Origin of the sequence: Mucilaginibacter sp. SMC90 (assembly GCF_022811725.1) — a bacterium.
In the GTDB taxonomy this organism is placed as follows: Bacteria; Bacteroidota; Bacteroidia; order Sphingobacteriales; family Sphingobacteriaceae; genus Mucilaginibacter.
Window position 1 is genome coordinate 7,552,760 of record NZ_CP094527.1, and the last position, 25,041, is coordinate 7,577,800.

Here is a 25,041-nt window from a genome sequence, read left to right on the forward strand (position 1 = left end):
TTTTAATGATCCAACAAAGTTCGGAACCAAAGCGGTGCAGGCATTTAACAAATGGTAAGAAACGGAGTTTGATTCAAATTAATGTTAGCGGATGTTTTTACGGATCCTGCTTAACGATTGCGGCGTTACGCCCAGGTAAGATGCAATATCGGTAAGCGGTACCCTCATTGCCACTTCGGGCTGGCGCTCCAGAAACAATTGGTACCGCTCGGACGAATCATAACCGAGATAGGCATTCCTGGTTTTTATTTTTTCCAGCAGCGTGTTCTGCGAGATCTGATCAATTATTTCCTTGAGATAGGGCAGCTTTTCATACAAAGCCAGTAAGTTATTCTTACTGATAGCCAGCAACTCCGTATCGCAGGCCGCCTGGATACCCTCTTCGGCAATCATATTATTGTTAAAGCTGTACAGGATAGTGCAAAACTGGTTGTCTTTTAAAAAGAAATAGGTCACTTCATTTCCCTTATCGCTTTGAGCCATAATGCGCAGTACGCCATTGGTGATGAAAAACAATTGCCTTGCCACATGCCCGAGCGATAAAAGCGTATCCCCTTCCTTAAACTTCATGGGTACAAAGGCATTTGCTATAAGCTCCTGATCGTTAACCGGGATAGGTTTTAACTGCTGTAGGCGGGCAATGAGTTGCTGTTGCATTATACAAATATCAGGTAAAATTGTAATAAAAAAAGCCATTGCAAGGCACGAGGCAATCCTCTATAAGCAGGTACGCCCTATTACTTTGTACCTTATAATGAGGTACTTAATGGAAAAGGTCAGTCTCAATAACTCGCCTGCCCTATTTCAAGTTTACTGATCTTATTATCGGCATTAACCGTAAACTTAAAGTAAGTTTTAAAATCGCCCCACTGATCGCTGTGAAATTTACCGTAAACATGCAAGCCGTTTTGTTCCACTTTGTCAATACTGGTAAAACGTTCATGACCTAAAGCTTTTTCGAAAAAGCTTTTAAAGTTCATTTTGTTACCGTCATCAAAAAGCCCGGCATCAGCGGTGAACAAAGCAAACCAAGCTTGTTTGTCGCCGTTTTGCAGGGCATCAATGGCCTGTTTTGCTATTGGGTTGCTTAGCTTTTCGGTATTCATAGCTTTAACGTTTTGTATAGTTGAGGCAGGTGTTTTTGCGGCCTGCGCATTTACAGTTGAAGTAATTAATGTACCGTATATGATATAATGATTAAGCGTTTTCATGGCTTTGTAGATGTACAAATCAAATAATTCTATTTTTTAAAACCTGTTAAATATCAGTATCAGGTTATAACTAAGACTACAACCTGATACTGATGTTACTAAGCTGATAATTAATTTGTTGCACCACCGTTAACCAACAAGTGCTGGCCGTTTACAAACGATGAAAGATCGCTGGCGAAGAACTCGGCCACATTGGCCACATCTTCTACTTCGGCCAGGCGGCCCATCGGATTGCTATCAAGCAATTGTTTTCTTAAAGCGGGGTAGCTATCAGCTTCGGCAAAGATACCTGAATGATCAACAGCAAAGGGTATGATGGAGTTAACTGTTACACCACGGTGACCAATCTCTTTTGAAAGGATATCAACCAGGTACCTTGGCGTAGTTTTGCTGCCGCCATACACGGCCATTCCAGGCACAGGGAATGAGGTGGTACTTGAGGCGATGTATATGATCCGGCCATTATCTTCCACATTTTTGGCGGCCTGCTGCATGGTAAAGTAAGTACCCTTGGTGTTGATGCCAAACACACGGTCAAACTGTTCTTCGGTAAAATCAACCACCGGGGTTTCCACCAGTTCGATACCTGCGTTAGCCACTACAATATCTATTTTACCAAATGCATCTTTTGCTTCTTTAAACAGCCTTTCAATATCAGCCACTTTACTTACATCGGCCTGTACTGCTATAACGTTTGCACCCATCGCTTTGATGTTACTTACCACTTCGTCGGCCGATGCCTTGTCGCGTGAATAGTTGATTACGATATCGGCACCTAATGCTGCATAACGTTCTGCAATTGCTTTACCTAAACCACGGGCTGAGCCGGTTATTACTGCTACTTTATTATTTAATGAGTTCATGATTATTTTCTTTGATTTCACCGATGAGGTTTGATTTCACCGATGCTTGGTTAATGTTTCTGTGATTATTGTCTTATTTGTGACTCTTGCCGTCTTGCTTCTTAATTCTTGCTGTCTTGCCTCTCAATTAAGCCATTGCGCCATTCAAACCGATAATTTGTCCGCTGATCCATTTGGCGTCATCGCTGGCCAGGAAAGCAACCACTTTGGCAATGTCTTCGGGCTCGCCCAGGCGGTTAAAGGCATTGAGAGCATTGAGGCGGTCAATCAGCTCCTGCGATTTGCCTTTGGTAAACAATTCCGTATTAACCGGGCCGGGCTGCACTGCATTTACATTGATACCACGTGCCCCAACTTCCTTAGCAAATACGCGGGTTAGCTGCTCTACCGCACCTTTGGTTGCCACATAACTGCCATAGGTAGGTGTTAATACACGGGTTTGGGTCGATGAGAAATTAATTACAGAACCTTTGTCGGCAAGTTTGACGGCGGCCTCCCTTAGGGTATTAAAAGTCCCTTTTACATTGATATCAAACTGGCGGGTGAAATCCTCGTCGGTAGTGTCTTTTATTAATTTGGTGATCATGATGCCAGCATTGTTTACCAGTACATCTATTTTGCCATAATGAGCTATAGCGGCATCAAACATGGCTGCCACTTCATCGGCTTTACTTACATCGGCCTGCAAGGCAATGGCATCGCCGCCTTGTTGCTTGATAACGTTTACAGTTTGATCTGCAGCTTCCTTACTGCCTGCATAGTTGATAATTACTTTAGCGCCTTCGGCTGCTAATTTATGAGCTACTGCTGCACCGATACCTCTTGAGGCTCCGGTTACTAATACTACTTTTGATGCTAATGTGTTCATGGTTTCCTTTGTTATTTTGTTTATGTTTTATTGTCGTTGATTGACAATACAAAGGTGGCAAGAGCAAGGCCCCTGAATGATACACATATCAAAGCATTACTTACGAATATTTAAGATTGGGTATTTTGTAATTGGGCAAAGACGTGTTTAGGTTAACCCACAAAAATTGCTTTGTCGCATAATTAGCAACGCGCCTTGTTTTGCCCCACCGGGCAATGTCATTAAGTTAAGGGAAATCCCCCAGAGGGCTACCGTGTACCCATAAGTTTTAAATAAAAATGTCATTTCGAAAGAGCAGATGGGGCTGGGCGTCGGGGCGAAAGAGAAATCTTATACGCCCTGTAAAGTCGCTTTGCATAGTTTAGGGCTGGATGTATAAGATTTCTCCTCACCACATCCGCACGTTCCTCCAACAGGTTCGTCGAAATGACATTTTCTTTTAATTCATAATCATATAATAATTAAAAGATGTGGCGACACGGGAGCCCAGAGGAGGAACAGGTTTATAGTAATATCATATACCGAAAATAACCGTGCCAGAGGTACGGAACACTCGGAGTTTTGCACCTCTGGTGCAACCTGTCAATCCCTTAACTTAATGACATTGCCCCGCCGGGGGGACAAGAAAAATAGTTCCCTGTAAACTGATTTTGGCTAAAGCCGACTGAGTTGAACATAATCCTGCCGGTTAAAACCGATGGCAATGAATTAAATTTACAGGATCTTGAAGCAGCAGGATATATGAATCAACGTGAGCATTAAGGCAATTGAGGAACTTAGTTTAACGCCTGGCTCAATGTCGGTTTCCTCATTTCCGTCGGTTAAAACCGACGGACCATTAAAGAACACATGCGGCTTCAGCCAAACCCGCTTTGACAAAAATGCTGGCTACGCTATCCTCGCATGTTCTTTCCTGAACAATACCGGCGAAGTATCCGTATGCTTTTTAAAGTAATTGCTAAAATGCGTGGCTTCAGTAAAACCCAAACGGAAAGCAATCTCTTTAATAGATAGTTTTGAGTTTTGTAAAAGTGCCTTGGCTTCGGATATGGTTTTTTCAGCAATCCAGGTACTGATGGTTTTGCCGGTTTTTATTTTAATAACATTACTCAGGTAATTGGGGTGAAGACCTTGTGCATCGGCATAATCCTGCACACGGAAGGCCTGTTCTGCTACGCCATTACTCAGGTCGCGATAATGTTTTTCGAGCAGGCGCTTAAAGCTTTTTACAATTTCCGAACTACGGTTGCCTTCATAAATCGGGTTATAATCCTTCCAAAAATATTCTTTAAATTTCAACAGTACCACTACAAACAGGTTTCCGATGATCCGATAGCGGTACGGGCTATCTGAATTATATTCTTTCAGGATCTGATGGTACAAAATAGCAAACTCCTCAAAAACCTCCGGACTAAGTACACGGGCCGGGAATGTTTCAGCCAGCAAAAATGAAAATTCGTCAAAAATATTGACATGTACGTTTTCCTTCAAAAACGATTCGCTGAGTGTAAACAGGTATACATCACCTATGTGCTCCCAGTTAAACGAACGAAAATGCCCCGGATTGGTGAAGTAAATAGCACGGGGTTGTAATTTATAATTTTGCTCGTCAATGGTATAATCACCATCCCCGCTCTTTATAAAAGCAAACACAAAAAAGTTAAGCCTGCTCAACGGCGATTTAAATGGCGTTGGCTGATTTATATCCTTCAGGTTAAAAACCGTAAAATCGGTATGCTTTATAAGCTCCAGCGGCAAACCCAGGTGCTTGTACTGATCATAAAGGGTATTAAAGATCTGCTTTTCATTATCCTGGTGATGCATGGGAAAGGCGTTTACGCCAAAGCTATGAGGGCTAAAGGAAATTTGCAAGCAATACAGGTAATAAACAAAAACGGCGTATTGTTACAACCTAACAATACGCCGTTTAATGATATAGCTTGCTGTTTAATCAAAGCTCACGCTGCCATAGCTGGTACTAATGGTAATTGTTTTGTCACCGCCGCCTTTACCTAAATGGCCTTTGTACGTTTTTGTAGGGTTAAAGCCACGCTCGCCATCTGCAGGGGTTTTACTGGTGATGTTAACATCATGGCTGCCATAGTTAAAGCTGCCATAATGCACCGTAATATCAAAATCAGCATTCTGCCCATCACTTACCCCCAGTTTCACACTTGAGTATGACGAGTTAACAGAAAGGTTTTTCACATTTTTATCAACCTCGCTAATATTCAGCGCACCGCTAAATTTCACATTGATGTTCCCCGAGGTAGTTATACGGCCAATTTTTGCCGAACCATAGCTCACATCGGCGTTAAGTTTATCGCAATCGCCAAGGTTAAGGCTGCCATAGGCAACATCCAGATCACTGCCTGTTAACGTTTCGATGGTAGCACTGCCATATCTCACTCTTATCTGGCTACCCGGATTGGTCAGCGCCTTAGCGCGCAGGCTACCGTATGAATTACTGATATTGAGTTTGCCGCTAAGATCAGGCAATTCGGTATTGCCATATTTATTATTGATAATAAGCGGGTTCCTGGCAGGCATGTAAACAGTATAATTGATCTCCATTTTGCGGAACGCGTTTTTCTTGCCAAACAATGATCCCCAAATACCGCCATCGTTATCGCCATCGCCCTGGTTAATAGATGTTTTGAATGAAACACCTGTGCCATCCTTACTATCCCTGATGCTTACGGCATCCAGCATCTTTTGAACCTTATCTTCATCGTTGGCACCAACCACAATCTGCACATCAACCTTTACCTCACTTTTTGCCCAGGTAAGTACGGTTACTTTGCCATATTTATTGTCAATATTAATTACATCATTGCCATCAACATTGTAGCTTTTACTGTAGCTTTTGGTTTTTTCAACTATATCGCCATTTTGTACCTGCTTTTCATAACTATCATCGCCATCGTTACTGTAACTAAAGTTCTGGTCGAAGTTTTTAAAACCAAAGTTTATGTTAGGACTCAGCTTTTCAAACCTATCGGCAAACTTCATGCTGTCAAAATCCTTAAACTTCATTTTAAATTTTAAGGAGTCGAAGCCTTTGAACCTCGTGCTGTCTTTGAATTTGAAAGCAAGTTGTTTGTTCAGCTTCAGCATGTTTTGCAATTTAAGGTGTATTTGCTTTTGCTGCTGTACGCGCAATTTGCTCATTTCCTTTTGCAGTTCGCGCATTTTCACATTCAGCTCCTTCATTTTTTGCTGATACTCCTTGCTGTTGGTAGCGGGAGTCCAATCATCGCCGTTCAATTCAGCAGCGGGGGGCGGTGTAGGAGGCAGTTTTGGCATTGCCGGCGCTGGTGGAACTGCAGGGCCCACCTGTGCAAAGTTTACTGTACTTATGGTCAACAGGCCGATAAGGATAAGCAAGGCCGGACTAAATATTTTTGGTTTCATTGTTTTGTTCCTTTTTCATCTGGTTAAACTGTTCAATTACATTTAATTGCTGGTTTAGCACCTCGGTTTGTATTTGCAGGTTCCGGATCATTGCACGTAAAACACGTTCCTGGTTAGGGCTGGTGGCCAAATCACTGTTTAGTTTTTTATAGGTGGAATCCATTTTGGCTATCTCGGCGCTGAACTCCTTGTATAGCTGCGGATCGTTTTTAGATGCTGATTTAAGTTCGGTAAGCTTGGTTTCAACAAGCGAAGCATAGTGTACCCGCTGTTGCGCATACTCGGGGTTAATGGCAGCAAAGTCAACGCCTTTTGCACCTTTTTGGCTTTGTAAATATATACCGAAGCCTATCCCCATTACGATGATCACCGACGCCGCCACTTTTAGCACAAAGCCCAGCGAAAAGGTTTTTGCTTCGCGTTTTTTGGGTTGCTGATCGTCCTCGTCCAAAAAATTGAGTTGCGCCTCAATCTTCCCCCACAAATCCGCCGATGGTTCTATCTCGTTAAATTCTTCGTTATTATCGTGCATGAAATCTTCAAATCGCTTGCTCATGATACTTTTCCTTTCCTGTTTAAAATTTCAATTAACTTCCTTTTAGCTCTCAAAAACTGGGTTCTTGATGTGTTTTCTGATATATTTAATATTTGTCCTATCTCTTCGTGGTCATACCCTTCAAGCAGATATAGCGATATCACAACACGGTAACCATCGGGCAGTTGTTTCATCCCTTCTTTAACCCTTGTTACCTGGTATTGTATGTCCTCATCATCCCAGTTGTCATCATCTGCAATATTTTCCAGGTGACCGTCTTCCAGTTCAACAAGTTCCAGCTTGCGTTTGCGCAGCAGGTTAATTGACCGGTTCACAACAATCTGTTTAAGCCAGAGGCCAAATGTGGTATCCTGCCTAAAATCCTTCAGCTTGGCAAAGGCATCCACAAAGGCTTCCTGCAGCACATCCTCGGCTTCGGCAATATCGCCCACTATCCGATAGGCCACGTTCAGCATAGCTTTCGAATACAGACGGTAAAGCTCATAGCAGGCTTTTTTACTCCCCTGCTTGCACTCAACTACCAGATTGTAATGTTTATCAATATATATTGCTTCCAAATTCGTGACCGGCTTCAGATTAATAGACGCAAGGCATTTTGCAACGTTGCACGTATATGAAAAATATTTTTTTAATTACTGATAATTTTTTTGATGATATGGAGTTATGGGAATTTTAGATGTGCAAATTTCAAATGCGCGGATGTTGTTGTCAGAACCTGAATTTATCGAATTAAGGGATTTTCAGAATAATGGAATCAATCTGCACATCTGAAATTTGCACATTCACACATCAAAACTATCATCCCGGCTATCCTTTAACCCTGAAAATCACGGTTCAGATACTTATCAATTACTTTAACAGCATTATCATATCTATCCTGACCTAAGCCGGATATTACCACATAGTTAGCATTGAGCGCCTGAAGCTCACGGTGCCAAACATTCATAAAATACTCCCGTTTGGTAGGGAAGTTGCGCAAGGGATCGTCCTGCCAGGGCAAATCGATATTCAGGAGTAAATAAAAATCATATGGGTGACGCGGCAGCTCGTCAAGCACCTCCTGAGGTGCGCTGCCAAACATTTCCTCACTCCAGATCTTTACCGTTAAAAAAGTAGTATCACAGATCAGGATCCTATTGGCTTGCGGCAGCAGCCCTTTTTCAAGCGCTATCTGTCCATGAAACATATTTACCTCATCCTGCCAGGTGCAATCACCAACAAGGTTTGCGCAATACTCCCGCGAATACTCAGGTACAGCTATGGTATTATAATGCCCTGCCAAATATTCAGACATGGTTGACTTACCTGTCGATTCGGGGCCTACAACTGCTATTTTGAGTATTTCGTTCATGTTGTAAAATTAAAACAAATAGAAATCCCCTCTTGAGAGGGGACTTATGTAAAAGCGTTGTTTTCTGCGGTTAGTACTAACAATACAGGCGTCGGGAAGGAAAAAAATGTCATTGCGAGGAATGGCGTGGACAAAAGCGCCAGGAACAACGTGGCAATCTCGTAGCAATGCATAGCCGCTTTACATAGTCGATAGGCATTAGCTACGAGATTGCCGCGCTATCACTCGCAATGACATAGTTTTTAATATTTCAAACAACTTTCAATCTCTGCACAGATGTGCCTGTGAAACTAATTTCCAACCACTAACCTCTAATCTCTCTACTCCGTTTTCTTCGGAACCCTTGTTGGTGTATCCTGGCCCGAAACTATAGTGCGTGAACTTAGCGCTATTGCACGGATTGTTGAGGTGATATTATTTACATCCAATGTGCTGAATTCGTCGCCAACGGTATGGTATAATTTGTCTATATCTATTTGATCTGTCGAAATGGTGTGCGCAGGTACGCCAACTTCGGCCAGAGACGCATTGTCACTTCTGTAAAACAGGTCCTGATCCGGATATGGGTCCGGGTAAAATTTAAACGCAGTACCCTTCAGGTTTTTCTGCAGGATCTTGCCAAAATCAGACCTTTCAAAACCTGTAATGAATGCAGAGTTAGTGCCAAATTTAGAAGCCTTGCCAATCATTTCAATATTGAACATGGCAACTACCTTATCGGCATCAACTTGTTTCGCAAAATATTGTGAACCATATTCGCCAATCTCTTCGGCGGTAAAGGCTACAAAGATGAGCGTACGGGCGTTATTGTTCAGTTTTTTATTGTATTTAGCCAGGCTTAACACCGCCGTTGTTCCCGAAGCATCGTCATCGGCACCGTTGGCGATGCTATCAGTTACGCCCGGTTTATCGGGTTTGATAATACCTAAATGATCATAGTGGCCCGAAAATACTACGTATTCATCAGGTTTGGTTTTGCCGGGGATAATACCGGCTACATTAAACAGCGGCAACTCTTCGTTTTTCACCTCGAAATTAACATCAAAAGAGGTAGCGTTATCAAATTTGCCTGACACAAATACAACAGGCGCTTTTGCTTTGCCTTTAAAGCTTGTAGAACCGGCACCCAAATAACTTTTTATCCGCCCAAACAAACTATTGAATTTGGGGTCGACCAGCAACAGGGTTTTGGTATCGCTTTTCAATGCCTTACGGTATTCGGTGCGAAAATCTTTGTCCGGACCAACAACAATCACTTGTACGTCTTTATCGCTCGCCCATTTAAATGAGTCAGAGCTGCTTGCAAAGGCACTATCGGCGGCTATTGCTTTACCATTGATGTTTACCGTTAAGTTAACGGGAGTTGAACGCACCATCGTAAAGTTTTGACGGTAGCCCGAATTTCCGGACATCGGCTTAAGACCGGCTTTTTTATACTCCAGTTCAATAAACGAGGCAGCTTTTTCAATACCGGGCGTAAAGGTGGCCCTTCCCTGCATATCATCTGCCGACAGCGTTTTGATAATACGCGCCACATCTTTCTCCCCGATCAGTTTATTAACATTCTGCGCAAAACCGCAAGTCGAAACACTTAAAAATGCCGCCGTTATTATTGAGATCTTTTTCATAATTATTTGACTTTTGATTGTAGCCAGTTGTTACGGAATGTTTCCTGCTCCTTGCTCAATTGTTTGCCTGCCTTTTCAAAGGTTACTACTTCAAAATTAGGGTTTTCCTCAAGCGTGATGGTGGTTTCGTGAGCGCCGGTACGGTTTTTATAATTTACAACAACTTTATCGCCTGGCTTTTTATCGGCAATAATAGCATTAAAACCACTTTGGTCTTTAACATCTTTTCCATCAACTTTCAATATCACGTCACCGGCATCAAGGCCTGCCTTATAAACCGGGGTGCCAATAGTTGTGCTTGAAAGTATTGGCAATCCTTCGGCATCAGCAGTGCGTACCTGGCCAGCCCGGCCACGACCCGGCGTAACTGCCAATGGCCCAGCCCAGCCTTTTCCAGGTTGTACTTTACGCAATACCAAACCGGCTTTGGCCAGCAAATCTTCGTAATTATTTTTATCAGTTCCGGTGATATAACGTTTAAAGAAATCAGCAGCAAACTTGGGGTTGTTAGTCACCTTACCTAAATCATTTTGCAGATCAGGAATAGTATACGGTTTCATTACCTTACCGCGGCTAAGCCAAACAGCGCGCATATAATCATCAAGGGTCATGTTAAAATCACTGCGCAAACGAAGATCAAGCGCAAGTGCTATAGCACCGCCGTAGGTATAGTAACTGGTAAAATCATTAACATTATTGTTTGGGTCGATTGAAACACCTGCATCAGCAAATACCGAATAGCGGCTCATTTGCGCAGCCGAATATTTAGCGGCACCCGGAGTATTTAAAATTTGGTTAACCAAACCGGCAATGGTTTTGGTGTAATCATCAATCGTATTAAAGCCCGCACGGGTAAGCAGCATTTCGCCATAATATTGGGTAAAGCCCTCGGCAAACCAAAGTTCGCTGCTCATGTTGGCATGTTCAAAATTAAACGGTTCCAATGATTTTGGGCGGATACGTTTCACATTCCAGCTGTGGAAATACTCATGGGCAAACACTCCCATCAGGTTGTTTTCAAAGCCTTCTACTCTTGGTGCCGGCACTGTTATACAAGTTGAGTTACGGTGTTCCATTCCATCGCCGGATACAGCCGGGTTTACATCGCTCACAAAAGTATATTCGCCAAAATCATAGGTTGGCAATTCGCCAAACACCGCTTTTTCTTCCAATACCAGCTTCTGGATCATCTTACCAAAATTATCAATAACAGCCTGGCTATCGTCAGAATGCATGGTAAGGTTTATTTTTTCTTTTTTGCCATCGGTATTTACCACCTCCCAGCTGCTAACATTATGATTAGATAGTTCGGTAGGACTATCCATCATATACTGCATATTGGGCGCACTATATACATTTGCGCCTTCATGTTTAAGCTGCGAAGCTACCTTCCAGCCATATTTATCAAGGTCGTTAAACTCAAATTTAAGCTGCCGGTTATCCTGCCCAACCACCCACATAAAAGTGGCAGGCATATTTAAATGCGCATGGCTCAAGTCAATTGAAGCGTAGGTACCGTCGGTCCAGTTACCAAAAAGGGTATAACTCAACTTCACTGCAGCCGGGTGATCACCCACTTCGTAAATATCGCCCTCAATTTGAGTTAAAGAGAGTTCCTTGCCATCAACATCGGTGGCTTTAACATTATAGATATTTTTGCCAAACTCATGTGTGGCATAACGGCCCGCGGATGAGCGGCTCATGCGTACCCTGAAATTACCGGACGGTGCCTGCGGAACGGTCATAACTATTTCGGCCTCATGGTGGGCTGCATTTGGAAATGATATAGAATAGTAAATGGCTTTTTGCGCCTCCTGTTGTGCCATAACATTGCAAGCAAATACCGAGGCGGCGGTAAAGAGTAGTAATTTTTTCATCAACTTAAATTATCTGCGCTGAAATTACTATTAAATCACCAAAAAATTAATATCAATGTTATTACCCGTAAAAGGTTGGCTAAATCCGGTTAAATCCACATTCCTGCCCTGTTCATTTAATTATCCGTACATTTAAAGAAATTCCCGGCTTATGATCCTTTTTTCAAGAAGAAACCTGCATTACACCGATTATAAATGGACTGCTTACATTCAGAATGATCCGCGTGTAAATGGCAGGCCCGATCATACTACGTTTAATAAAACAGAGGGCAACGAAATGGTGTACCTTATTAATAAGCTGATGATGATGTGGGATTACCGTTTTGCCAATACCGGCAATAAAATGGAAAAACTGATCCATGATAAACTTCCGGCCGAGATCACCAGCCAGGAAGATGTACAGGGATGGCTAAAAACAAACCTGAAGTTTTAAGAAGAAGTTAAAAGCAGAATGCTCAAAGCTTAAAGCCAATAGTTTTATGATCATTGCTATCTAACAACACTATAATAAAAAAGATAACATGAAATCAATTAAACGCCTTGAGCTTTCTGCTTTAAGCCTTAGGCTCCCCCCTTATCCAAACAATTGTCCAAACACCTCTTCAATACTGCTTACAATTTTTATGTCGATATCGTAGCGTGAAAGGTCCATTCGTTTTTTATCCTGACCGCTGGCCGGGAGGTTATATTTAGAGATAAAGATCTGGTTAAAGCCAAGCTTTTGCGCTTCGGCAATGCGCTGTTCAACGCGGTTCACAGCCCTGATCTCGCCCGAAAGCCCGAGCTCCCCTGCAAAACAGGTCTTGAACGGAATAGGCATATCCTCGTGCGACGATATTATGGCAGCCGCCAAACCAAGATCAATAGCGGGGTCTTCAACCCTGATACCGCCTGTAATATTCAGAAACACATCTTTTGCGCCAAGCCTGAAACCGCAGCGTTTTTCCAATACAGCCAGCAGCATGCTCATGCGTTTGGTGTCAAAACCGGTAGCAGTACGCTGCGGGGTTCCATATGCCGATGCACTAACCAAAGCCTGCGTTTCAATCAGCATTGGGCGCATACCCTCTAAAGTGGCCGAAATGGTGATACCGCTCAGCGGTGTTTCGCGGTGCGAGAGCAGTATTTCCGAAGGGTTGGATACCTCTCTCAACCCTTCGCCCATCATTTCATAAATACCCAGTTCAGACGCTGAACCGAAACGGTTTTTGATGGTACGCAGTATCCGGTAAACATGGTGCCTGTCGCCCTCAAACTGCAATACAGTATCAACCATGTGCTCCAATATTTTGGGGCCGGCAATCATGCCATCTTTGGTGATATGGCCTATCAAAAATACCGGTGTCGAGGTTTCCTTGGCAAAGCGAAGCAATTCGGCGGTACATTCCCTAACCTGCGATACGCTGCCGGGTGTTGATTCTATGTGAGCCGAATGTAAGGTTTGGATAGAATCGATCACCACCAAATCAGGTTCCAGCGATTCTATCTGTTTAAATATGTTTTGGGTTGAAGTTTCGGTTAATACATAACATGCGCCGCCCCCTGAAGGGGGAGCTGCTATTCCGGTTAGCCCTGTATGGTTGCCGCTATCAGCACCCCCTTCAGGGGGCGGAGGGGCCGCTAACCTTTCGGCCCGCATCTTGATCTGCCGTTCGCTTTCCTCGCCCGATACGTACAGCACCTTTTGATTAGGCATATTGAGTGCAAGCTGTAACATCAGCGTTGATTTGCCTATGCCCGGCTCTCCGCCAATAAGTACCAGCGAACCGGGTACAATACCACCACCCAAAACGCGGTTAAACTCCTTATCGGGAGTTGGTACGCGATGCTCCTCAGTATAAGTGATCTCCGTTACAGCAACAGGCTTGTTGGCCCGCTGCTGACTCGTTGACGCAGGTTTCCAGGCCGGTACCGATGCATTGCCTTTTTCAATCACCTCTTCAACAAAAGTGTTCCATTGCTGACATGACGGGCATTTACCCAGCCATTTGGGCGATTCAAAGCCACAGCTTTGACAAAAGTACGCGATCTTGGATTTAGCCATTATTATTCAGATGTGCAGATTACAGATGTGCAAATATGCAGATTATTTTGATTTTTGCTAATTAAATTAGTAAAAATCAATTTGATATTTTTATATTGCTCAATCAGCTTTACGTAACTTGAAAAATAACAACGCCGCAATTGCACTTAATAAATAGGGGAGCATTAGCTTAACTAACATTTCGCCATTACTGTAAAAAAATATAAGATTTAGAATAAACGAATCGTATTTTTTAAAAACTGCGGCAAAGAAAAGCGTAACCAAAATGTAAGTTAATAAATACGTTATAAGCAATTGGCTTAAATCATTAATATTAGTTAGCCTTTTAACGTAATAGCTTGTAACAAATAGAAATCCACCTGTAATTAAGAGGCATAAAACTAAAAAAAAGCGTGTCATCCAATGGTTTATTTCAGCGATGTTAAATAAGGTGATCATTACAATATTCAACACTATAAACAATAAGCGACTTTTATTTACTTCACTTACCATGATCCTTATTTGCATAATCACTAAAATACCCACATTCTTTAAGCGCCTCTTTGTAGTAAGCAGTGTTGCGGTACCTTTCCTTTAACTCGGCAAAATATTTATAATATGCATCAATTACCGGTTGACTTGCCTTTATATCTGCAAACTTGTCGGCCCCTTTAAAATTCGGATCATTGTAAATTTCGTTTAGGGCGCATTTGCTCAGCATAAATGTACAGCGGGCACGTTGCTCATCGGTAGCGGCATTTTCACGGGCCAGCTGATAGTATTTTACAGCAATTTGCATCGATGTCAGCTTATCGTCCATTTTAGGTTCGCCTTCATAATAATAACGGCTGGAGGGCCCGGTAGCCACCACATCCGATTCATAGAATAACCGTGCATTGCCATAGTAAGTGATATTATAATAGGCATTGGCAGCTGCATAAGCATTTCGGTAAACGTTTTTGCCCTGCTTAATTTCGGTGGCCATGGTGTAAAGCGCTTGCAGAAAGCTTAGCGGTGTAAATTTTTGCTTTTGCGGAGCGGCATGATCACAGTCATGGCAATCAACTAATCTGCTGGTAAAAGGGTTACCTGCAAGCACAAAATCTTCGGGCTTCATTTTTTTAAGCTGAGCAATAGCTTCCGGTAATTTTTGCTGATAGGCTAAGGCAACTGCCTGATGGTAATACAAATTATTGAGTGTTGTTGGATAGTAACGCAGCATAGCTTGCTCAAAAGCGGTTTTATCCGGTTTATTCAGCAGATCAATCATGTGCTGTACACGGGCGCTATCGGTATAAAAATCCTGAGCGCTGTTATTAAAACATACCTCTCTGATAGCATTTCCCTGCTTTTTATAAAGACGGGCGATAGCCAGGTTACAAACCGATATGGCGTTATCAAACCGCAGATCTTTTATTTTAAGTTTATTATCGCGCAGGTTGGCAACCCAGTTAAGTGGTTCAATTAATTTGCTTTCGGCACTGACATCCATCTTTTTCAGGCCTTTAACGTATAGCATCAGGTCCAGCAGTTTAGCCTGCGCTACTATCATTTTATCACCGGCCGGAAACTGATTTTTCGCCGCAGCATAAAATTTGGCGGTGGCCGTATAGTTGCTATCCAAAAAGTTAAGGTAACCGGCGGCAAGGTTCCAATAGTAAGGCTTGGCGGTATTGTTTTTTAGGGCGATACTTTCAACAAGGCGTTTACCATTATCATCAACTTTTTTTACCGAATCAGCAGGCTTGCCACCTCCTGTTTCAGCTTCCCTGATATTAATGAGGCGGCTTAACAGCAGATCGAGCTTTTCGGATTTTGGATTGATAGCCGAGATGGTTCTGATAGCCCTTGCGGCATCGTATTGTACCCCAAGCATATGCCATAACGTGATTTTCTCTTCCGGGCTTTTAGCAAGCTTCAGGGTTGCATTCCAATCGTTTTCATTTTGCGGATGGAAACTCCAGAAACTCGGGATCTTCAGTTTATAAGTATAGTCATAACAAGCGCTGTACAGGTAATTGGATAAGGCATAGTTTTTTTGACGGTAATAATATCCGGCTACATAGCCCAGCGTACGGTAGTAAATGAGGTTTTTAGGAAAATGATCTTTGAACTGATCGAACATCTTTACAGTCCTGGCTGATGAATTTTCGTCCAGGAAATAATAATAACGTACCATTTGAAACCAAAGACGCTCTTTAACAAAAGGGTCCGTTTCATTATTGTAGGCGCTCACCAGTGTAGGCCCGAGGTTTACAGGCGAATGATTTGGTTTTACCTTATCCCACGAGTAGTATTGGTCGTTAACCGAATAATCCTCACTATTCTTAGCCAATTTAAGGTAGCTGTAAAAACCATTGAGCATTTTTGCCGACACATTACCTGTAACAATAGCCGGATATTTAGCAGGCAACACTTTGAGCGCGCCGGTAGCTTTACGATGAACAGAGTCAATAGCACCGGCGCTGGCTTTTAGGAGCAAGTACTGAAGCGATGCTTTATTGAACTGGTGATTAAAATGTTCGTACCATTCATCAACAATGATATCATTATACCAGGTATTGCTTCCGTCAGTATAACCCAAGCCATAGTAAACCTCATTACCGGTATAAAAGAAAGGCGAGTATTGTTTGTTAACAAAATATTCGGGAGTAAAAACAGAATACTCTTCCTCATATGAATCGGCACAAGCCCAAATCACGCCCGCTATAGCCAGTGTGCATAAACTAAAAACGAGCAGAAATTTGCGTAATGGTTTCCTGGTTAAATTTTGCAAGGTTGATGTTGGCCAGTTCATAATAGATAATGGTTGTTTGTTGTTGTTTAGGTAAATGCTGCATTACTTGTTTTGCGGCAGTTTTTAAAGTATTAGCGCCCGTTTCTTCAAGCTTAAAAATATCATTTTGTTTTACATAAATTCCGTCCATAAAAAAGCTGGTTACGGCGCGATAGTTTGCGGGCCCTTCTATCGGCTCAAAATGAGAATGATCTGCAAGCTGCGGCCTTCCTATTTTTCCGTAAACCTGTATAACACGGTCATTACGGATATGAATAGACCATGAAAATAAGGGCAAGGCGATATCCAGCTTTAAAGGATATGTACTTAGGTAATCGATATATTTCCCGGCATCTTCTTCATTATAGATAGAATTAGGCTGATGCAGACCGGCATTGAGCTTGCCCATGTTATAAAACATTAATACCCCGCGATCTGCCGGAGGCACCCCGGTACGTTCTTTAAATTTTACCTGGTGCAGGCGGATGGTGACTTCCAATTGCTTTTGGTTAAGCTTTTTAAAAGCTGCCAAAAAATTAAAGTATTTAAACCGTGTACTTAACGACCAATCGCAGTCAATCTGTACTTTGGTGTAGTTGATCTTCTTTTCTTCGGCCAGAGCATTGATCAGCTTATTGCAATGCCCGGCAAGGGTGGCCAGAGTAGTATCGGCAGTGTTTTCAAAAGTCTTATTGGTGATATAGATAACCGGGGTAATATTTATGCCAACCGGGATTTCGTTAAGCTGCACGACTGCGTTGGGGTATGAGCGTTGTTCTTTCTCGTTCCAGCTTACATCAAAAAAGCGGATGTAAGCGTTATTGCCGGTTTGTTTTAGTAAAGCTGCCTGTTGCTGGTTGAGGCTGAAACCCGTTTTCCAATAGTAAAAAGCGGTTGAAGCATTGCCGGGTTTGCGGCAGGAAGCCGCTGAAAGCAATACAGTAACTATAATATACCACCGGAAATATTTTAGCATAAGTGACGCAGCAGGTTATTTAACGATGGTAAAGTAAGGGATTTTTTGATATATTGTTTTAGAGAGATTGACGTACCTTGACCAGGAAAGGAATGTATTGAATAATAAAACATTTCTTAGCTGGTTACTGATTATAAGGTTTTCAACAAGAATCGCATATCCTTTAAACATCAAAAATGACCGACATAGAGTTACTGAATCGCGTATTAGAATTGTTTAAACACTGCGACAGCAATTCAGACTTATTAAACAATCTGTTAAAAAATCAATTTTTACACCCATCGTTTGAGCAAAGACCTATTTTAAACCAAGTTGACTTTGAATTTATTTTAACAGATAAGGCTAAAAAGAATGAAGGCTTGGTTGAGTATTATTTAGATTCATCTGATGGATGTCCGTACAGAGCCGAACTAATCTTTGATGGTAAATGGTATCTAAAATCCTTTCTTTTTCTATGTCAGGGTTGTTTTGGGAATTACGAAGAATGTAATGTATGTGGAGGTAGCGGCTGGGGCGTTTTATGATGATGGAGTTCAAGCAAAGCGCCCCTTACCTGGTCTAAGTTTAGCGGCAGCGTAACTTCGATCTAAAATGGGTAAGCTTTCAGCTTAACTGTATAAGAAGGGCAAATTCGCATTTTATTAATCCAGGCACGCACGCAAAATGCTTGCATTACTTTAGTACCAAGTTAAGCTGTTGCTAAATTTCGATCAATTAGGTGAAATGGATAACTCATTTATGAACTTTTATAAACCTCTTTCATGATTATTTTTTCAAACTCGCTAACTAAAGCCTTGAATTCGTGGCTCTCTGTTAAGCTAAGAGCCAAAAGTGCCTTTTTTATATCGGTCAACCTACTTTCATAGAATAACGCAGGGTTTAGAACCCTTCCTTTATAAGTCTTAATTAGGATTTTTAATAAATTTTGCGCCTGTTGTAATCTGTTTAAATTTAAATAAGACTGAACTGCACCAATTCCCCACAGAATTGCTCCCTCAAAATTGTTATTTGTAGTAAACAAGTGATATACAGATCTTTTTAAGTCATTATTCATAACTTTAAAATTCTTTTCTATTCTTGAGCGTGATGTATCAAAATCCGTTAATAATTTATTGAACTTCATTTCATGATCGGAGATCTTTTGAATAAATAATTCCTGAAGCTCCTTTTTACCTTCTTCAAATTTTTTAGTAAAGCTTCGCCATGAAATTAATGTACCCAACGTAATAATTATTGTTAAAAATCCAACAAAGGTAGCGACTTGAGCATTGATAATATCGTGAAAATATGTGGTATGAATTGTATTAGCAGCACTAACCTTGTTCAGGCTATCAACTTGGTGAGTCAAATAATTAATTTTTGCTTGAAGGGTATCAATTTTGGTGAAATAGTGAATGGTTAAAAACGGTGCAGTTTGGGTCATTGCCATAAAGTTTAGAATACAAATCTATTTCTTTTTGAAGTCTTTTAGGGGTAAAGGGGCAATTTAATGCAAGATATGTAATGAAAGATTTGTCTGAGTATAATAAATATTCCCAAGTATGTCAGCAAAATGCCTCCGTTACCGCAAGGCTGTACCTTGTAATAAATATGCCAAAGACACTCAGTTTCATAAGAACCTTAATTGATGCAGATGCATGGTTTACACCCTGCATCCGGGCCACTATGCACAGCATCGCGGTAGCAATAGCAAAACCAAAAAGAGCAGATGCCCATCCAAACATCTGCCCTTTTTAAAGATCTTTAATTTGTGCCATTTTCAAACAGTTGCACTTCTGAATTTTTTACAGTTTAATTTCTTCGTCTTTTGATGAGAAGAAATGGAATTCCGTGATCTGGTACGATGGGTTACTTTTAACCTTGATCCACTGGCCATATTTGATAAACCACTTCATTTGGCGGTTATAGATGCCCTTTTTAATAAAGGCCTCAATATATGGATGTACACACAGGGTTATACCTTTTTCGTTTTGCTCGGTAAGGATGTAATTGAAATTGTTTTCAATATCGTCCATCAGCAAAATGGTTGGCCTGATAGTGCCGGTGCCGTTACAGGTAGGGCAAACCTCGCTGGTAACAATATTCATTTCGGGCCTTACACGCTGACGGGTGATTTGCACCAACCCAAATTTGCTTGGAGGCAAAATGGTGTGCTTGGCACGGTCGTACTGCATTTCGGCACGCAGAAAATCAAAAAGCTCCTTACGGTTTTGCGGCTTATGCATATCGATAAAATCGATCACCACAATGCCGCCCATATCGCGCAGGCGTAATTGCCTCGCAATTTCTTTGGCTGCTTCTTTGTTTACCTGGTACGCGTTCTCTTCCTGGTTTTCTTTGCTGGCTGTACGGTTACCACTGTTTACGTCGATAACGTGCAGGGCTTCGGTATGTTCAATTACCAGGTAAGCACCACCGGCAAGGTTTACGGTTTTTCCAAATGCGCCCTTGATCTGCTTCTCGATACCAAAATGGTCAAATATAGGCTCCTTATGCTTGTGCATGCGGACTATACTTTCCATATCAGGCGAGATCTCATGAATGTATGACCGAATTTCTTCGAACATACTGTTATCATTGGTATAAATGTGCTGAAAATCGGGGTTCAGGATATCCCTGAGGATAGTTGATGTACGCCCAATTTCGCCCAATACCTTTTTTGAAGGCTCAACAGAAGGCAGCTTGGTAATAAACTGCTCCCATTTGGAGATCAGGTCAAGCAGGTCTTTCTGTAGTTCATCAACCCCTTTACCTTCGGAAACTGTACGGATGATAACGCCAAAATGCTTTGGCTTAATACTTTCAACTACTTTACGAAGCCTGGTACGTTCGGTGTTGCTTTTTATCTTTTTCGAAATAGAAATAGCTTCCGAAAAAGGCACTAAAACAACATACCGGCCTGCTATTGACAGGTCGGAACTTAAACGTGGCCCCTTAGTTGATATGGGTTCTTTGGCTATCTGTACCGGAATAAGCTGGTTTTTAGTCAATATCTCGGAGATCTTGCCTCCTTTATTGATATCGGCCTCAAGCTTAAACCCGTCCAATAGCTTTGATTGATATCCCCCGCTACGTACTTGCTTGGTTAGTTTAAGCAGGCTTTGTACCTGCGGACCAAGGTCAAGATAATGCAAAAAGGCATCCTTCTCATAGCCAACGTCAACAAAGGCAGCATTTAGGCTGGGCATGATCTTTTTGATGCGGCCCAGGTAAATATCGCCAACTGTATAGTTGTTGCTTACCTGTTCTTTGTGAAGCTCTACGAGTTGTTTATCCTGTAATAATGCAATGGTAGCCCCGTTGGGGGATGAATCGATAATTAATTCTTTTATCAATTGCTACTCCATTTCTTATAACGGTAAAAACCGTGTGTTAATAAGTGGGTAAAAAAACACTAATAATAAAAAGTTACCCACCCCGGTTTGGGGCAGGTAAAACCATTAATGTTCAGTCTTAAATTGTTAGTCGAAAGTTTAAAGTCAAAATAAAAAAAGACTTTGTACTTAAGACTAAGTACTACCGACTTAACATAAATGCTTATTTCTTTTTATGTCTGTTTTTTCTTAAACGTTTTTTACGTTTGTGGGTAGCCATTTTGTGTCTTTTACGTTTTTTACCGCTCGGCATAATTAATAATTTTTAAATGTGTGTTAGTTATTTAATTCCTTGATATATCCATCAATGCGCTGGCTGAATACAGGGTCAGGCATCATTTCTTTGCATTTCTGGTAAGCGTCGATAGCTTCCTTTTTCATACCTAACTGCTTGTAGCTTTCGGCTAAATAGAAAGTAGGTTCCAGTTCCTGCTTTTGAGCAAGCAATGTTTTAAACCTGCCTACTGCTTTTTCATACTGACCCGATTTCATGGCAAACATACCTAAGTTAAGGTTCGCGTTCCAGTTGTTCGGATCTTTTTTAACAACCTCAAGCAGTAGCGCAATGCCCTGCATAGGGCCCGCTGCTCCGTTTACATAAGCTATGCCCAACCCTGTTTTACCTTCAAGGCTTTCGGGTTGTATTTTCAAAGCATTTTGAAATGCTTCGGCTGCGTTGCTTACAAAAGCGGGCTGCAATAAAGTATCTTGTGTAAGTTTATAAGCATCATTAAAACGGTTACCTGCGCTTATCCAATCTTGCACCTTGTTTTCCTTACGGGCCAATGCCTGGTAGTAAAACGCTGCGGGTGCAGGCTGGTTAACATCGTCCCAGTGTTTAGCCAGTTGCGTTTGCAAAGCCGGCGCATCTGCGCCTGATGCTTTTTTAAGCTGGGCCTCCAGGTCGTTTATCTTAGCCGCCAATGCATCCCCAATAGCTGCTTTGGCAGGGGCCGATACCATATCAACAGTAACATTAGCTGCCGGTTTAGCGGTGCCTGCAGAGGCTGCCATGGCCGGTTTGCTGTTTTTATCGTCTTTTGGTTTTACTAAACCTTTTACAGGCAACCAATACAAATAGCCCATAATAACAACTACGGCTGCACTAACGACTATTTGCTTCTTATTCATGATGGCGTATAATTATTTTTTGCTGGTTTTGTTACCTGACTTTACTTTCTCAACAAAAGTTTTAGCTGGCTTAAAGCTTGGCACAAAGTGCTCAGGGATAATGATGGCAGTATTTTTTGAAATGTTACGTGCTGTTTTTTTAGCTCTTTTTTTAACAACAAAGCTACCGAACCCTCTTACATAAACATTTTCGCCGCCAACCATTGAGCTTTTAACAACTTTAAAAAACGCCTCAACAGTTTCCTGCACGTCTACTTTCTCTATACCTGTCTTTGATGAGATTTCAGTTATAATTTCTGCCTTAGTCATATCTTATTTACTTAATTTTATTTTATAAATACTTAACTGTTTTGGGGTTGCAAAAGTATTGCTTTATCCGTTAACAGCGAAATATTTATACCCTTTTTTTTTACCATTACCGTAAAACCTACATTTTCGTTACAATTTTGAGTATGAGAGGCTTATAAATCACCCGGTAAACATCAATTTAAAGGTGTAAAGAAGTGTGAAAAAAAGTGTAAAAATCCCTCATTCCAGCCCGTAGCGGGGGCTTGTGATTTCACAGGTATATTGCTCAAATCTTCGCGCATTTTTTTAAAATTTCGCCTCTCACGGTTTCTTATTTTCCGGCTCCTCCCCCTCCAATCTCCGGGTTCTTAATTCTTAATTTCTTGCCTGGCTCTTGATTTCTTGGCTTCCTGATTCTTGGCCCCCTGATTTCTTGTCTCCTGATTCTTGACCTCCTGATTCTTGGCTTTCTGATTCCTGACCTCTTGATTTCTTGTCTCTTGATTCTCGACCTCTTGATTTCTTGACCTCCTGATTCTCATCCTCCTGATTTCTTAACTACTTTTACAGCAATGAATTTTACCGACGAACTGGTACAATGGTACTTGAACAATAAACGCGACCTCCCCTGGCGCAATACTACCGATCCGTATGTGATCTGGCTATCCGAGATCATACTGCAGCAAACGCGTGTAGAGCAAGGCATGCCATACTTTTATCGCTTCCTCGAAAAATATCCGGATGTAACCAGTTTTGCTGCCGCCCATGAAGATGAGATCCTGAAGCTATGGCAGGGGCTCGGTTACTATTCAAGAGGCCGCAATATGCTTAAAACAGCCCAACTGGTGCAGGAGCTTTACAATGGCCATTTTCCGGATAGTTATAATGAACTAATCAAACTAAAAGGCATTGGTGAATACACAGCTGCTGCTATAGCCTCATTTGCAGCTAACGAAGCCAAAGCCGTAGTTGATGGTAATGTTTATCGTGTACTGGCGAGGTACCTGGGTATTTATGAACCTATCAACTCAACTGCCGGCAAAAAAATATTCCAGCAGGTTGCCGACGATTTTCTTAATAAGAAAACTCCGGGATTGCATAACCAGGCCATGATGGAATTTGGTGCCATGCTATGTAAACCCAAAAATCCCGGCTGTATTATTTGCCCGGTGCGTACCGGATGCGTTGCCTTTAACACAAATGCAATAGCTGCCCTCCCTGTTAAACTAAAAACAATAAAGGTGCGTGAGCGATTTTTTAATTATTTCCTGATCACCAGCGGCGATACCGTTTTAATGAACAAAAGGGGCGATAAAGACATATGGGCCAATATGTTTGATTTACCGATGATTGAAACGAATACGCTTTTAACAGCCGAAGATTTACTGAAACAACCTGAGGTTTTAGCTGTTTTTGGATATAATATAAAAGCTATTGAAGTTTCGCCTGTTCATAAACATATCCTAACCCATCAGCGGCTTTTTGTAAGGTTGATAAAAATTGAAAATCAGCCCCTTAAAACACACGAAAACTGGGTTAAAATCAATGTTCACAACTTACATGAATTAGCGTTGCCGAAAATCATTTTTATATTATTAAAAAATATTTTTAATTTGTAAAATAATTTTGCGTTAATTTAGGGCATGTCTGGAATAAACAAAGTAATACTCGTTGGCCATTTAGGGAAAGACCCTGAAGTACGAAATTTAGAAGGCGGGGTGTCTGTAACGAGTTTCCCTTTAGCAACTTCAGAAACCTTTAACAAGGACGGTAAAAAGGTTGAACAAACTGAGTGGCACAATATTGTAATGTGGCGCGGACTGGCTGAAGTAGCTGCCAGGTTCCTTTCAAAAGGTAAGTTAGTTTATATTGAAGGTAAGTTGCGCACCCGATCGTTTGAGGACAAGGAAGGTATTAAAAAGTATACCACCGAAATTGTAGCCGAAAACTTTACTATGCTTGGCCGCAAGAGTGATTTTGAAACCGATCCGTTAAAATCACCTTCAAAAAACGGGGACTCGTTTATTGATCATTTAAATGCCGACGACTATTAATTTGCCGATGCCTTACCAAAAACACCCCCAATAAAAATGCCAGTGGCAAACGCTACTGGCATTTTTACTTTACTACCTGAATTATAAACCAATCACTGTTTAAAATAATTTACGCCCTGTGGCGCTGTACAATCCTCGGTAGGCCCGCATACGTACGTAAGCATAAGTACATTTCCGCTTGTATTTAAAACCATATTATAGTTTGCCGTTACCGCCGCACTATTTTTAACAGCCACCAACTCAGAAACCGGGCCAAATGCATTGTTTTTATTTTGATAATCGGTTATATCATATAAACTCAATACCGAATTCTGGATCTTATATTTCCCCACCCTTTTTGTTAATGTTCCGATAAGTTTTTTAGACACCGAATCGATACTGGTCACCGTACCCTCAAATGTATGATCGGTTTTAAAATCGTACTCATATTGGATCCACTGTTTTGAATAAGCAGCCGGAACAATCCATTTCCCCGATATGTTTAGCTCACTTGTTGTCGCCTCCTTGTGGCAGCCCCAAAATGCCGTTACCAAAACAATAGCTAACAAGCCTAACACTTTGGCAGGATTCGTAATCTGTTTCATATCAATGATTACGCCTGTAAAAAGCAAAATGATACAGCAACACATTCTTTTTCCGGGCCAACAAAAA

Annotated in this window: 23 protein-coding genes; 4 read left to right on the forward strand and 19 right to left on the reverse strand. The window is 41.6% G+C overall.

Annotation, left to right across the window (positions count from 1 at the left end; all coding sequences use genetic code 11):
- Window positions 1-84 precede the first annotated feature (84 nt).
- The 11 genes from MTO98_RS31570 to MTO98_RS31620 form a co-directional block, all read right to left on the reverse strand.
- Window positions 85-657, reverse strand: a complete 573-nt coding sequence (locus MTO98_RS31570; RefSeq protein ID WP_243483368.1) for a Crp/Fnr family transcriptional regulator — start codon at window positions 655-657, stop codon at window positions 85-87.
- Between the two features lie 125 nt (window positions 658-782).
- On the reverse strand, window positions 783-1,211 hold the full coding sequence (locus MTO98_RS31575) for a hypothetical protein (protein ID WP_243483371.1): 429 nt from the start codon (window positions 1,209-1,211) through the stop codon (window positions 783-785).
- Window positions 1,212-1,321: 110 nt separating this feature from the next.
- Entirely contained in the window at window positions 1,322-2,074 is a 753-nt protein-coding gene (locus tag MTO98_RS31580) for an SDR family oxidoreductase (RefSeq protein WP_243483373.1), read from the reverse strand.
- A 127-nt stretch (window positions 2,075-2,201) separates the two neighbouring features.
- On the reverse strand, window positions 2,202-2,942 hold the full coding sequence (locus MTO98_RS31585; RefSeq protein WP_243483375.1) for an SDR family oxidoreductase: 741 nt from the start codon (window positions 2,940-2,942) through the stop codon (window positions 2,202-2,204).
- 888 nt (window positions 2,943-3,830) lie between these two features.
- Window positions 3,831-4,766: an AraC family transcriptional regulator gene (locus tag MTO98_RS31590; RefSeq protein ID WP_243483378.1), complete on the reverse strand. Its 936-nt coding sequence runs from the start codon at window positions 4,764-4,766 to the stop codon at window positions 3,831-3,833.
- 123 nt (window positions 4,767-4,889) lie between these two features.
- Window positions 4,890-6,356, reverse strand: coding sequence for a hypothetical protein (locus MTO98_RS31595; RefSeq protein WP_243483380.1), 1,467 nt, complete (start codon window positions 6,354-6,356; stop codon window positions 4,890-4,892).
- The gene (locus MTO98_RS31600; RefSeq protein ID WP_243483382.1) at window positions 6,337-6,912 is read right to left on the reverse strand and encodes a hypothetical protein; all 576 of its coding nucleotides are present in this window, start codon (window positions 6,910-6,912) and stop codon (window positions 6,337-6,339) included. Before MTO98_RS31600 ends, MTO98_RS31595 begins: the two co-directional genes overlap by 20 nt.
- On the reverse strand, window positions 6,909-7,469 hold the full coding sequence (locus MTO98_RS31605) for an RNA polymerase sigma factor (protein WP_243483384.1): 561 nt from the start codon (window positions 7,467-7,469) through the stop codon (window positions 6,909-6,911). The genes MTO98_RS31600 and MTO98_RS31605 overlap by 4 nt, the downstream gene beginning before the upstream one ends.
- A 257-nt stretch (window positions 7,470-7,726) precedes the next feature.
- Window positions 7,727-8,263 (reverse strand): AAA family ATPase, encoded by a 537-nt coding sequence (locus MTO98_RS31610; RefSeq protein WP_243483386.1) that lies wholly within the window; start codon window positions 8,261-8,263, stop codon window positions 7,727-7,729.
- Window positions 8,264-8,583: 320 nt separating this feature from the next.
- Window positions 8,584-9,891: a M28 family metallopeptidase gene (locus MTO98_RS31615; RefSeq protein ID WP_243483388.1), complete on the reverse strand. Its 1,308-nt coding sequence runs from the start codon at window positions 9,889-9,891 to the stop codon at window positions 8,584-8,586.
- Between the two features lie 2 nt (window positions 9,892-9,893).
- A complete protein-coding gene (locus MTO98_RS31620) occupies window positions 9,894-11,768 on the reverse strand; it encodes a M61 family metallopeptidase (protein ID WP_243483390.1) in 1,875 nt (624 codons plus the stop codon).
- 151 nt (window positions 11,769-11,919) lie between these two features.
- On the opposite strand from MTO98_RS31620, the gene MTO98_RS31625 reads away from it, so the two are divergent.
- The gene (locus tag MTO98_RS31625; RefSeq protein WP_243483392.1) at window positions 11,920-12,201 is read left to right on the forward strand and encodes a hypothetical protein; all 282 of its coding nucleotides are present in this window, start codon (window positions 11,920-11,922) and stop codon (window positions 12,199-12,201) included.
- Between the two features lie 141 nt (window positions 12,202-12,342).
- Here MTO98_RS31625 and radA read toward each other — a convergent pair whose 3' ends face one another.
- The 3 genes from radA to MTO98_RS31640 all read right to left on the reverse strand — a co-directional run bounded on the left by radA (window position 12,343) and on the right by MTO98_RS31640 (window position 17,543).
- On the reverse strand, window positions 12,343-13,812 hold the full coding sequence (radA, locus tag MTO98_RS31630) for a DNA repair protein RadA (protein WP_243483394.1): 1,470 nt from the start codon (window positions 13,810-13,812) through the stop codon (window positions 12,343-12,345).
- Window positions 13,813-14,293: 481 nt separating this feature from the next.
- Entirely contained in the window at window positions 14,294-16,588 is a 2,295-nt protein-coding gene (locus MTO98_RS31635) for a hypothetical protein (protein WP_243483396.1), read from the reverse strand.
- Complete coding sequence (locus MTO98_RS31640; RefSeq protein ID WP_243483398.1) at window positions 16,518-17,543, reverse strand: hypothetical protein; 1,026 nt, start codon at window positions 17,541-17,543, stop codon at window positions 16,518-16,520. Before MTO98_RS31640 ends, MTO98_RS31635 begins: the two co-directional genes overlap by 71 nt.
- Before the next feature lie 176 nt (window positions 17,544-17,719).
- On the opposite strand from MTO98_RS31640, the gene MTO98_RS31645 reads away from it, so the two are divergent.
- Window positions 17,720-18,067 (forward strand): hypothetical protein, encoded by a 348-nt coding sequence (locus MTO98_RS31645; protein WP_243483399.1) that lies wholly within the window; start codon window positions 17,720-17,722, stop codon window positions 18,065-18,067.
- A gap of 212 nt (window positions 18,068-18,279) precedes the next feature.
- Here the strand turns inward: MTO98_RS31645 and MTO98_RS31650 are convergent, their stop codons facing one another.
- From MTO98_RS31650 to MTO98_RS31670, 4 genes are all read right to left on the reverse strand, one after another.
- Window positions 18,280-18,966 carry a hypothetical protein gene (locus MTO98_RS31650; RefSeq protein WP_243483401.1) on the reverse strand — a complete coding sequence of 229 codons (687 nt, stop codon included), beginning with the start codon at window positions 18,964-18,966 and terminating at the stop codon, window positions 18,280-18,282.
- Between the two features lie 361 nt (window positions 18,967-19,327).
- The gene (locus tag MTO98_RS31655) at window positions 19,328-20,878 is read right to left on the reverse strand and encodes an Rne/Rng family ribonuclease (RefSeq protein WP_090534648.1); all 1,551 of its coding nucleotides are present in this window, start codon (window positions 20,876-20,878) and stop codon (window positions 19,328-19,330) included.
- 315 nt (window positions 20,879-21,193) lie between these two features.
- Entirely contained in the window at window positions 21,194-22,048 is an 855-nt protein-coding gene (locus MTO98_RS31665; protein WP_243483403.1) for a tetratricopeptide repeat protein, read from the reverse strand.
- 12 nt (window positions 22,049-22,060) lie between these two features.
- The gene (locus tag MTO98_RS31670) at window positions 22,061-22,357 is read right to left on the reverse strand and encodes an HU family DNA-binding protein (protein WP_090534644.1); all 297 of its coding nucleotides are present in this window, start codon (window positions 22,355-22,357) and stop codon (window positions 22,061-22,063) included.
- A gap of 551 nt (window positions 22,358-22,908) precedes the next feature.
- Here MTO98_RS31670 and mutY point away from each other — a divergent pair.
- Together mutY and MTO98_RS31680 are read left to right on the forward strand one after the other, a co-directional pair.
- Complete coding sequence (mutY, locus tag MTO98_RS31675; RefSeq protein WP_243483405.1) at window positions 22,909-23,955, forward strand: A/G-specific adenine glycosylase; 1,047 nt, start codon at window positions 22,909-22,911, stop codon at window positions 23,953-23,955.
- A 24-nt stretch (window positions 23,956-23,979) separates the two neighbouring features.
- Window positions 23,980-24,390 carry a single-stranded DNA-binding protein gene (locus MTO98_RS31680; protein ID WP_243483407.1) on the forward strand — a complete coding sequence of 137 codons (411 nt, stop codon included), beginning with the start codon at window positions 23,980-23,982 and terminating at the stop codon, window positions 24,388-24,390.
- Window positions 24,391-24,482: 92 nt separating this feature from the next.
- Here the strand turns inward: MTO98_RS31680 and MTO98_RS31685 are convergent, their stop codons facing one another.
- On the reverse strand, window positions 24,483-24,974 hold the full coding sequence (locus tag MTO98_RS31685; protein ID WP_243483408.1) for a hypothetical protein: 492 nt from the start codon (window positions 24,972-24,974) through the stop codon (window positions 24,483-24,485).
- Window positions 24,975-25,041: the final 67 nt, after the last annotated feature.

What these genes read in the sequence shown, in the direction of transcription:
- MTO98_RS31570 (WP_243483368.1), bottom strand. Translation starts at nt 657, where the DNA reads ATGCAACAGCAACTCATTGCCCGCCTACAGCAGTTAAAACCTATCCCG.
- MTO98_RS31575 (WP_243483371.1), bottom strand. Translation starts at nt 1,211, where the DNA reads ATGAAAACGCTTAATCATTATATCATATACGGTACATTAATTACTTCA.
- MTO98_RS31580 (WP_243483373.1), bottom strand. Translation starts at nt 2,074, where the DNA reads ATGAACTCATTAAATAATAAAGTAGCAGTAATAACCGGCTCAGCCCGT.
- MTO98_RS31585 (WP_243483375.1), bottom strand. Translation starts at nt 2,942, where the DNA reads ATGAACACATTAGCATCAAAAGTAGTATTAGTAACCGGAGCCTCAAGA.
- MTO98_RS31590 (WP_243483378.1), bottom strand. Translation starts at nt 4,766, where the DNA reads ATGCATCACCAGGATAATGAAAAGCAGATCTTTAATACCCTTTATGAT.
- MTO98_RS31595 (WP_243483380.1), bottom strand. Translation starts at nt 6,356, where the DNA reads ATGAAACCAAAAATATTTAGTCCGGCCTTGCTTATCCTTATCGGCCTG.
- MTO98_RS31600 (WP_243483382.1), bottom strand. Translation starts at nt 6,912, where the DNA reads ATGAGCAAGCGATTTGAAGATTTCATGCACGATAATAACGAAGAATTT.
- MTO98_RS31610 (WP_243483386.1), bottom strand. Translation starts at nt 8,263, where the DNA reads ATGAACGAAATACTCAAAATAGCAGTTGTAGGCCCCGAATCGACAGGT.
- MTO98_RS31615 (WP_243483388.1), bottom strand. Translation starts at nt 9,891, where the DNA reads ATGAAAAAGATCTCAATAATAACGGCGGCATTTTTAAGTGTTTCGACT.
- MTO98_RS31620 (WP_243483390.1), bottom strand. Translation starts at nt 11,768, where the DNA reads ATGAAAAAATTACTACTCTTTACCGCCGCCTCGGTATTTGCTTGCAAT.
- MTO98_RS31625 (WP_243483392.1), top strand. Translation starts at nt 11,920, where the DNA reads ATGATCCTTTTTTCAAGAAGAAACCTGCATTACACCGATTATAAATGG.
- radA (WP_243483394.1), bottom strand. Translation starts at nt 13,812, where the DNA reads ATGGCTAAATCCAAGATCGCGTACTTTTGTCAAAGCTGTGGCTTTGAA.
- MTO98_RS31635 (WP_243483396.1), bottom strand. Translation starts at nt 16,588, where the DNA reads ATGAACTGGCCAACATCAACCTTGCAAAATTTAACCAGGAAACCATTA.
- MTO98_RS31640 (WP_243483398.1), bottom strand. Translation starts at nt 17,543, where the DNA reads ATGCTAAAATATTTCCGGTGGTATATTATAGTTACTGTATTGCTTTCA.
- MTO98_RS31645 (WP_243483399.1), top strand. Translation starts at nt 17,720, where the DNA reads ATGACCGACATAGAGTTACTGAATCGCGTATTAGAATTGTTTAAACAC.
- MTO98_RS31650 (WP_243483401.1), bottom strand. Translation starts at nt 18,966, where the DNA reads ATGACCCAAACTGCACCGTTTTTAACCATTCACTATTTCACCAAAATT.
- MTO98_RS31665 (WP_243483403.1), bottom strand. Translation starts at nt 22,048, where the DNA reads ATGAATAAGAAGCAAATAGTCGTTAGTGCAGCCGTAGTTGTTATTATG.
- MTO98_RS31670 (WP_090534644.1), bottom strand. Translation starts at nt 22,357, where the DNA reads ATGACTAAGGCAGAAATTATAACTGAAATCTCATCAAAGACAGGTATA.
- mutY (WP_243483405.1), top strand. Translation starts at nt 22,909, where the DNA reads ATGAATTTTACCGACGAACTGGTACAATGGTACTTGAACAATAAACGC.
- MTO98_RS31680 (WP_243483407.1), top strand. Translation starts at nt 23,980, where the DNA reads ATGTCTGGAATAAACAAAGTAATACTCGTTGGCCATTTAGGGAAAGAC.
- MTO98_RS31685 (WP_243483408.1), bottom strand. Translation starts at nt 24,974, where the DNA reads ATGAAACAGATTACGAATCCTGCCAAAGTGTTAGGCTTGTTAGCTATT.